The organism is Myxococcus sp. AM011 (assembly GCF_013372595.1).
Taxonomy (GTDB): domain Bacteria; phylum Myxococcota; class Myxococcia; order Myxococcales; family Myxococcaceae; genus Myxococcus; species Myxococcus eversor.
This window is the reverse complement of the sequence record NZ_JABXEM010000109.1, coordinates 25098-33406: the sequence shown is the minus strand read 5'-3', so window position 1 is coordinate 33406 and position 8309 is coordinate 25098. Positions and strand designations below refer to the sequence as shown.

General features: G+C 67.0%; 7 protein-coding genes. 1 reads left to right on the top strand and 6 read right to left on the bottom strand.

Going from position 1 to position 8309, the window contains the following annotated elements; all coding sequences use genetic code 11:
- Positions 1-216: 216 nt before the first annotated feature.
- Genes HUW62_RS22785 through HUW62_RS22760 form a run of 6 tightly spaced genes read right to left on the bottom strand, consistent with a single transcriptional unit; the run spans position 217 to position 5602 of the window.
- Entirely contained in the window at positions 217-1254 is a 1038-nt protein-coding gene (locus tag HUW62_RS22785; RefSeq protein ID WP_163866150.1) for a hypothetical protein, read from the bottom strand.
- 16 nt (positions 1255-1270) lie between these two features.
- Positions 1271-2344, bottom strand: a complete 1074-nt coding sequence (locus tag HUW62_RS22780; protein WP_163866151.1) for a hypothetical protein — start codon at positions 2342-2344, stop codon at positions 1271-1273.
- Between the two features lie 4 nt (positions 2345-2348).
- Complete coding sequence (locus tag HUW62_RS22775) at positions 2349-3167, bottom strand: immunity 49 family protein (RefSeq protein WP_163866152.1); 819 nt, start codon at positions 3165-3167, stop codon at positions 2349-2351.
- 27 nt (positions 3168-3194) lie between these two features.
- On the bottom strand, positions 3195-3785 hold the full coding sequence (locus tag HUW62_RS22770) for a DUF1629 domain-containing protein (protein ID WP_338041926.1): 591 nt from the start codon (positions 3783-3785) through the stop codon (positions 3195-3197).
- The gene (locus tag HUW62_RS22765) at positions 3782-4558 is read right to left on the bottom strand and encodes an AHH domain-containing protein (RefSeq protein ID WP_163866154.1); all 777 of its coding nucleotides are present in this window, start codon (positions 4556-4558) and stop codon (positions 3782-3784) included. Before HUW62_RS22765 ends, HUW62_RS22770 begins: the two co-directional genes overlap by 4 nt.
- 9 nt (positions 4559-4567) lie before the next feature.
- Positions 4568-5602 (bottom strand): DUF2169 domain-containing protein, encoded by a 1035-nt coding sequence (locus HUW62_RS22760; RefSeq protein ID WP_176435606.1) that lies wholly within the window; start codon positions 5600-5602, stop codon positions 4568-4570.
- Between the two features lie 402 nt (positions 5603-6004).
- Between HUW62_RS22760 and HUW62_RS22755 the strand changes: the two genes are divergently transcribed.
- A complete protein-coding gene (locus HUW62_RS22755) occupies positions 6005-8242 on the top strand; it encodes a M4 family metallopeptidase (protein WP_163866156.1) in 2238 nt (745 codons plus the stop codon).
- The last annotated feature ends 67 nt before the right edge of the window (positions 8243-8309 follow it).

Here is an 8309-nt window from a genome sequence, read left to right as displayed (position 1 = left end):
GGGCCCGCGGGGCTGGGTGTCTTGCACACGTCAGGGAATGCGACGGTGACGCCCCCGCTGTCCTTGGTGACGACGGACATCTTGTTCACACCAGTGTTGACGGGCATGGCGTCCTCCCCAGGAAGACAGGATACCCCATCCCGGAGGCCAGGAGCGAGGCGGCCCCTGTCCGACTCGGGCGCCATCCCACTCCAATGTGTGCGCCTTGGGGCGCGCTCAGCGCGGACTTCGCTGGTCGGGGCGCGCTGAATCCGACACGGCTTGTCGGACGCGCTCCAACGCGGTGGCATCCACTTCGCCAATGCGGGCGCGAGAGGGAGCCGCCAGCCACGCCTCCACCAGGCGAGCAAGGCCCCGCGTCAGCTCCGCCGGATTCTGATGCCCCGCCACCACGGCGGCCGTGCAGGCCTTCTCGTTGCCAAGGAAGTAGTGGGCCAACATCCAGTAGTTCGCGAGCAGCGGGTTCGCTGACAACTCCTGCTTCTCGACCCCCCACTCCGCGTCGCCAGGTGCCTGCTCCAGGTACTCCTTGAGGCTCGGGCTGGGGCGACCCCACAGGACACCGTACATCCAGCGCGAGCGGCCATGCAGATGGAGGCTGCGGGGGGCGGTGGGTGCCCGCGCGTCAGGGCTCGGTACCGCCAGTCGGGCATCATGCTCCCGGGCGACTTCCTGGAGCGCTTCATAGTGGGGGTCGCCGACCCAGCCCGGGGCCTCATCGGGTTCGGGCTCGTTGTCGGAGAGCCAGGCGGTGAGCAGGAAGTTCTTCAACGAGTGCGCCGCCCGCAAGGCGCCTCGCCCATGCGCATAGGGAAAGACGAGCAGTGGCTGCCCTGGCTCGGACAGCAGGCTCATCAAGACCCGGTCTCCCGAGGCTTCCTCGCTGAGGACGAAGAGTCCGGCGAAGAGTCCTTCGGGATAGGACTGGAGCAAGGCCGCGAGCGCGTCGAGGTCCGCGGGCATGCGCGAAGGCACGTCGAGCCGGAGGGAGCGGTCTTCCGAATTCCAGATGGAGTCCGCGGAGTCTCGTGAGTTCAGCGCGTGCTGGATGGCCTCCCACTCCTGGAGTTGCGCGGGAGGGGCAATGCCAAGCACGCGCCGGATATCGGTGAGGCGGGCCTGAAGGGCGGCTGGGTCCACGCTGGCCAGTCGAGCACGGAAGTGCGCGGGCTCCCGTGCAACGACTGTTTCGACGACGTCCGCCAGGCTCGCCGACAGCAGCGTCTCGGGGGTCAGGGTCTGAAGGTCCAGCATGACGCCGCTCCGTCTCTCAGGTCGGGGAATCGAGGAGCACGGCACCCTGCGCTCCGTGGTCCGACACGCCCCATACCAGCGTGTGGCCCGGGCGCGCATGTCTTCGGGTCATGGAACGCGCCGCGTAGCACATGCCCACCGCCGCGCTCGCGGCCCCGACGTCACCCAGGTTGACCGCAGGCCAGACCTCGCGGACGTCCGAGGGCAAGGCGGAGCGCGGCGTCTGGGTCAGCGCGAGTCCCCAGGCCGAGGCGCGGTGCTCCTCACCATTCAGGTTGCCGATGACGGTGCCGACGGGCGCATGGCGGGTGAGGGTGAGCGCCTCGTTGATGGCTCGAGACAAGGCTTGCCCTGTACCGCGGGCCTTCGATAGCGCCTCCTCAGGGGCTTCGGCCATCCCCACGGCGAGCAGGGTTGCCTCCGGGCGTCCCAGGCAGCGGCGAGGGTTCTCGAGCAGCAGGCAGACCCCGGCTTCACCAGGCATCAAGCCCACGGGGTGTTCCGGACCTTTCAGTCGACGTGTCTCGGCGAGCCAGCGCAGGGAGCTGGTGTCCAGCAGGCTGTCGACAGAGAGCAGCAGGGCTCTGTCCCATCGGCCCGAGGAGAGATGCTGTCCGGCGGCCTTCAGCGCCATCCAGGTCGCGGACTCTCCCAGGGGAAAGAAGAGCCGGGACTCCACGGGAATGGGGAGCTTCGCCGCTTGGAGGAGTCGCTCAATGAGCAGGGCTGTCTCCGCGAGGTGGAACGAGAAGCGGTCCGGAGCGAGCGAAGGCGCACAGAAGAGGAAGCCGCAGCGCTTCCAGGCCTCCCCGGGCCAGGCCTCGAGGGCGGAGTAACGGATGAGGTCGGACAGTGCCAGTCGGGCAAGCCTCGACCATCTGCCAAGCCCCTGGAACCCCTCCGTGACGCCTTCGACGGGGTGACCGATGAGTGGGACTTCGTCCTGGGCATCTGCATCCCAGACGACGACATCCCCTATGGGACGTGGACGGCTCAGGCCACAGCGGATGGCCGCGCAGACGCTCTCCGCGCCCTGCCCCAGGGACGTCATCATCCCCATTCCCGAGAGCTTCAATGATGAGGTGCTCATGAGGTCAGGGGGCCGTCAGGTCGCGCCATGCATGCGGAGGAGGAAAGGGCTGGCGACTCCTTGCGAGCTCGCACAGCTCACCAGGGACCCGGGGATACTCCTGTCGCGAGGAGGCGAGCCCGGACTCCCGTGCCAGGCGGATGATGGCCACTGCTTGCACGTCGATATAGCGCTCGGTGTGGAGGAGGAGCGGCGGAAGGTCATTGAAGTGCGCGGCTCTGGCGTAGTTGGTGGCACGGCGCTGAACGATGGCCTCCAGGCTGTTCTCGAAAAGGGCGGGGGTTCGCGCGTGGAGTGCCTGGCAGAGCGAGTAGAAAGGGCTCTCTTCTTCGCCAATCACCCGGGCAAAGCGGTCCAGGAGCGCGGGAAGCGTTGGCGTGGCGTGTGGAGTGCGTAGCTCCAGGAAGAAGCGCTGCAGGAACTGTGGGAAGAGGAAGTCGTCCTCGTATTCGAGTGCCTCCGCCCAGCGGTCATCACACAGTCGAGCCAGCTCCTCCGCGGTCTCGAGGTCGTTGATGGCCAGGCAGTCGAAGAAGGCCCTGTTGCGAGACGTTCGCCAGAAGCAAGGCGTGCCGGTCAGCCCCTGGGCACATCCTCGCAGGTAATAGAGGCGGGCTTGTCCGGCGCGATGAAGGTCCGCGACATAGGGAAGGGCTTCCCCCGTCTCGAGGCATCCCGCGATGGCCCTCAGTCGGTAGCAGTGCGCGAGGTTGGTCAGGTCGCCCTCTTCGTCGGAAGGCCACGCTCCTGGAGGAGGAAGGCGGCGGAGGAGTGTCCTGAAGTGGGCCGCAAGGGTGTCCTGGACGTATTCGAGTTCTGTCACGGTGCGCGACTCAAGGTCGGTGCGGGTTCACAGGTCGACGGGGGTTCCCACGGGGCTGACACTCACGCCAGCGAGGCCGGCGAGTTCCATCGCTTGGACCAGCTCCCACCGGGCGATGATGAGCCGGGGCATCGTCGTGAGCCGGAACAGGTTCCGTGACGGCTCGATGCGGCTCATGTCCAGCTCGAGCTTGCGCAGCCCAAAGACCTCGCCCTTCCGGAGGGCGCTGGGTTCATATTCGCTTCGCCGCATGTCCATGCAGTCGAGCGCGCCCAACACGTTGGCGACGAAGAACTCGCCCGGTTCGCGACGCCCCTTGTGATTGATGAGGCGAATGGGGAGGTACTCGATGTCGACTCCGGCGGAACTCTCGAGGACTTGTCGGAACCGCGCCGAGACGAAGAGGTATCCCAGGGTGTTGCGAAGACAATCGGTGACCCCCTTGCCACCCATTCTGCGAGACATGTGGAAGTCGAGCGCGGCCGGGTAGAGGCCCCTGGCTGGAACCCCTTCCGTGGGTTGCCAGATGCAAGCCAGGTCACGGGGGAATTGGTCGATGACGCAGTCCTCCAGGTCGGTCCGTGCCTGAAGGATGGCGTAGGAAGGTGTCGCGGTCATGGCCAGTCGACGCTGTCCAGGCGAAGGTTGTCCAGGTTGATGCCGGGGTTCTTCTCCCCGGAAGCAATCAGGAAGGCCCGGATGGCGGTGGACGCCTTCTCCAGCTCCGAGCGGCAGGCATCCTTGTTCTCGTCCGTCAGCTTGTGCTTAGTCGGGTCGGACTCGCCCTTGGCGAGCTTGGCTTTGATGGAGTTCAGCTTCGTCCCCAGGCTCGCGCTGTAGTGCTCATGCTCCGCGGGGCCTTCCGGTGGAACGTGCGTGGGGAGCTTGAGGATGCGCGCGACGACGTATTGCTTCGGGAGGATGATGACGTTGGGCATCTCATTGATGTTCCAACGCGTGGCCAGAATCAGTCGGCGTTCCTCGGGGTCGGGAAAGGCGGTTTCGAGCTCACCACACGCGATGACGTGGTGGGTGTTGTGCCAGTAGGGCTTCTTCCAGTCCTGGAAGTTGGAGCCTCGGTCCAGGTCCCACGCGCCATCCGAGAGGGGATTGGGGGCGTGTGTTCCTGGCTCGACCTCGCCGCTCTTGCGGATGGTGGGGGCGAGGTCCTCTACCCAGACCGCGACCCACCGCTCGGGAGAGCGCATGTTCGGGACGTCGTAGATGTGCTTCTCCGACGCCTTCGAGTAGTCGTGAGCATTCTTGCGGTAGTTGCAGCGTGGGAACTTCTTGTTCTTGTAGTCCACGTGCCGCCACAAGCAGCCCGCTTCCTTGGGGGCGGTCTTGTGCTCGTTCTCCGCCCAGTCCGCGAGATGATCGCTGTCGGCCATGGTCTCTCCTCAATCCTGTTCCAGCTTCGACACACCTTCCGCCATGACGTGCACGCCCCGCACGTCATGCAGGCCATCCCCCAACAGGACATGCCCGCGCCACAGCAGCGTCACCCGCCCCGCGTCCGCGTCCAGGATGACGGTGTCCAATCGCATGGGCGGCTTCGCGTCCTCCGTGCCCGCCAGCTCCACGGTGACGACGGGAGGCGCCTGACCGGGCAGCGAGAAGGCCAGCCGCCCCTTCGGCGACGCCCCGGCGATGATGACCGCCTCGTCCCCCTTCAAGTACCCCGGCGCCACGAGCCCCGGCGCCGCCGCGTTGAAGAAGCGCCGGTCGAAGTCCCTGGGCAACAGCGGCTTGCGCGTCTTGCTCCACGCCTCGTCATACGTCCCCGCGTACCTCGCCCGAGGCTGCCAGTCCGGTGACGTGAAGCCGAACCCCATCGGCGTCACCCGCTGCCCCCACTCGCGCAGCGGCTCCGCCGGGTCCTCCAGGTTGGGCAACCTCAACCCCTCCTCGAAGTGCCTCGCGCTGGCGCGAAAGCCCGTGCCCACCGGGTTGCGCGGCTCGAAGGCGGGCTTCTCCTGGTCCGTCCTGTCCCACCCACCGAAGGCCCGCTCCCACAGCAAGGCCATCCGCTCGAACGGCAGCGGCTTCGTCGCCGCCACCCGCCCCAGGCTCCGGAACCACGTGCGCTCCCCCAGCACCCGCACCGCCTTCTTCAGCGGCCCCACCTGCAGCGCCACCAACACCTCCGTGTCGCCCTTGCGCTGCGCGCACCCATGGCCCAACAACACCACGTCCGTCGCCGGCTTGATGAACGCGCCCTCCACCTCGTACCGGTAGCTGGACTCCCCAGGCTCCCCCCAGGGCTCTCCCTTCCAATCCACCTTCGGCTGCTCCTCCACCAAGGTGAGTCCCGCCTCGCCCAGCCCATAGGTCGCTTTCGCCACCAGCAGGAGCAGCGGGCGCCCCTCCTCGTCGCAGAGCCCCATCCAGTCCAGGGCGAACGGCGTCTCGTTCTCGACGGTGGGATGCCCCATGGCGCGCGCGCCCCCCAGGCACGGGGCGGAAAGCCCTTGCGCCGGACAGGTATGTCACTGTAGCAGGCGCCCCCGCTTCGCGAAGGGTCCCCGTCCCAGGGAGCGCCGAGCCGCCGTCGCATGGGTTTGTTTCCGCGCCAGCAATTCCTCTCAAGGAACGTTTGAATCCCTGACGAACTCACCGTGTTTCAGGCTGGGTCGACTTCTACCGCCCGATTCTCCCTGTGAGTTTTCACCCCGCACCCAGTCTGGCCGTTTCTTGCTCATCAAGGAAAAACACGTAAATGTGCTTTACGTAAAAGGTTGTGAAATATGTCGAAACATGAATTCGTCATTTTATATTTGAAATCCTGATTCCAGGTGTGTCACGAATATCCGGTCTTTCTACCGGAGGTAGTGCGTTTGGCTCATCGAGTCCTGAAGACGATTGGCGCGGCTTGGCTGGGAGTAGCGCTCACGGCGTGCGGCACCGTGGAGTCCACGGGAGAAGAGACGAAGGCTCCCGACTCGAAGTCGGAAGGAGACATCCAGGGCTCGCTGCGCAAGCTGCCGAGCGCGGGCGTTGCGGACGTGTACGCCGACGGCATCCCCTCCACGGTGGTGGGTGAGCTCGGCAAGGTGGAGCGCACGCTGTCCGCGCTGTCCGTGGGCCACGCGGCCTTCGCGGCGGCTCCCGCCCTGGCGAACATCGCCCCGGTGTTCCGCCTGAGCGCGGACGACATGTTCCTGAGCAAGGCCCGCACCGACGCCCAGGGCAACCAGCACCTGCGCTACAAGCAGACCAAGAACGGCCTGGAAGTGGTCGGCGGCGAGCTCATCCTGCACGTCCGCGCGGACGGCCAGGTGTACTCGGCCAACAGCTCCGCCCGCGACGGCCAGAACCTGCCCGCGGTTCCCCGCGTGGACGGCGCCCTGGCGGCGCGCGCCGCGGCGAACGCCACGGCCGGCAGCGGCATCACCACCGAGGGCGAGCCCAAGCTCGTCTACGTGCGTGACAGCAACGAGCAGCTCTTCCTCGCCTGGCAGGTGCGCGTCGTCGGCACCCAGGTGGAGGGCATGCCCCTGGCGGATGACGTGTTCGTCGACGCCCGCGGTCAGGCCGGTGTGGTGGCGCGTCACCCGCGCATCCACTCGGCGCTCAACCGCCGGGTGCACACGGCCAACAACGGCACGACGACTCCGGGCACCCTGCGCCGCAGCGAGGGCCAGGCCGCCGTCGGCGACGCCCACGTGGACATGAACTACGACCAGCTCGGGTACACGTACAACTGCTACAAGACGCTGTTCAACCGCGACTCCATCAACAACGCGGGTGCCACGCTCATCAGCACGGTGCACTACAGCCGCAACTACGTGAACGCCTACTGGGACGGCACCCAGATGGTGTACGGCGACGGCGACGGCGTGAACTCCATCGAGCTGGGCAAGGACGCGGACGTCACCGTCCACGAGCTGACCCACGCCGTGACGGAGAACGAGTCCAACCTCACGTACTCCGCCCAGTCCGGCGGCCTGAACGAGGCGATGTCGGACACCTTCTCCGCCATCTGCGAGAGCTGGGCCTCCGGCACCTGGAGCACCGCGCCCGCCATCTGGATGATTGGCGAGGACGTGTGGACGCCGGGCACGCCGAACGACGCCCTGCGCTACATGGATGACCCGAAGAAGGACGGCGCCTCGCTGGACTTCGCCTCGGACTACACCTCCAGCACGGACGTGCACTACAGCTCGGGCATCCCCAACCTGGCCTTCGCGCTGCTCTCCAAGGGTGGCCTCCACCCGCGCAACCGCTCCACCATCAACGTGCCGGCCATCGGCGTCGAGAAGGCCGGCCGCATCTGGTACAAGGCCAACACCGACATCTACACGGCCTCCACCACCTTCGCGCAGGCGAAGACCTGGACCATCCAGGCCGCCGCGGACCTCGGCTATGACCAGGCCACGCAGGACGCCGTGAAGGCCGCGTGGGAAGCGGTCGGCGTGGGCGTCACCCTGCCGCCCCAGCCGTCCACCCCGCTGACCAACGGCACGCCTGTCACGGGCCTGTCCGGCAGCACGGGCAACCAGAAGTTCTACAGCCTGGTCGTCCCGGCTGGCGCCACCGGTCTGAAGTTCACGCTCGCCGGTGGCACGGGTGACGCGGACCTGTTCGTCAAGTTCGGCTCGCAGCCCAGCAGCACCACCTACGACTGCAAGTCGGAGAGCAGCACCAACGCGGAGACGTGCACCATCACCACCGCCCAGGCGGGCACCTACCACGTGCTCATCAGCGCGTACGCCACCTACTCCGGCGCGACGCTGACGGGCTCGTTCAACACCGGGACGCCTCCCACGGGCAACGTGCTGCAGAACAACGTGCCGGTGACGGGCCTGTCGGGCGCCGCCTCCTCCGCCGCGAACTACACGATGGCGGTGCCGGCTGGCAGCGCGGTGACGTTCTCCACCAGCGGTGGCACGGGCGACGCGGACCTGTACGTCCGGTTCGGCGCGGCCCCCACCACCACCACCTACGACTGCCGTCCGTACCTGTCGGGCAACGCCGAGTCCTGCACCCGGACCAGCGCGACGGCGGGGACGTACTACGTGATGGTGCGTGGCTACTCGGCCTACACCGGCCTCACGCTGAAGGGCGTGTACTAGTCCTTCACGTCACATCGATGAGCTGAAGCAAGCACCCGGGGGCCTCGTGGAGGCCGCCCGGGTGCTG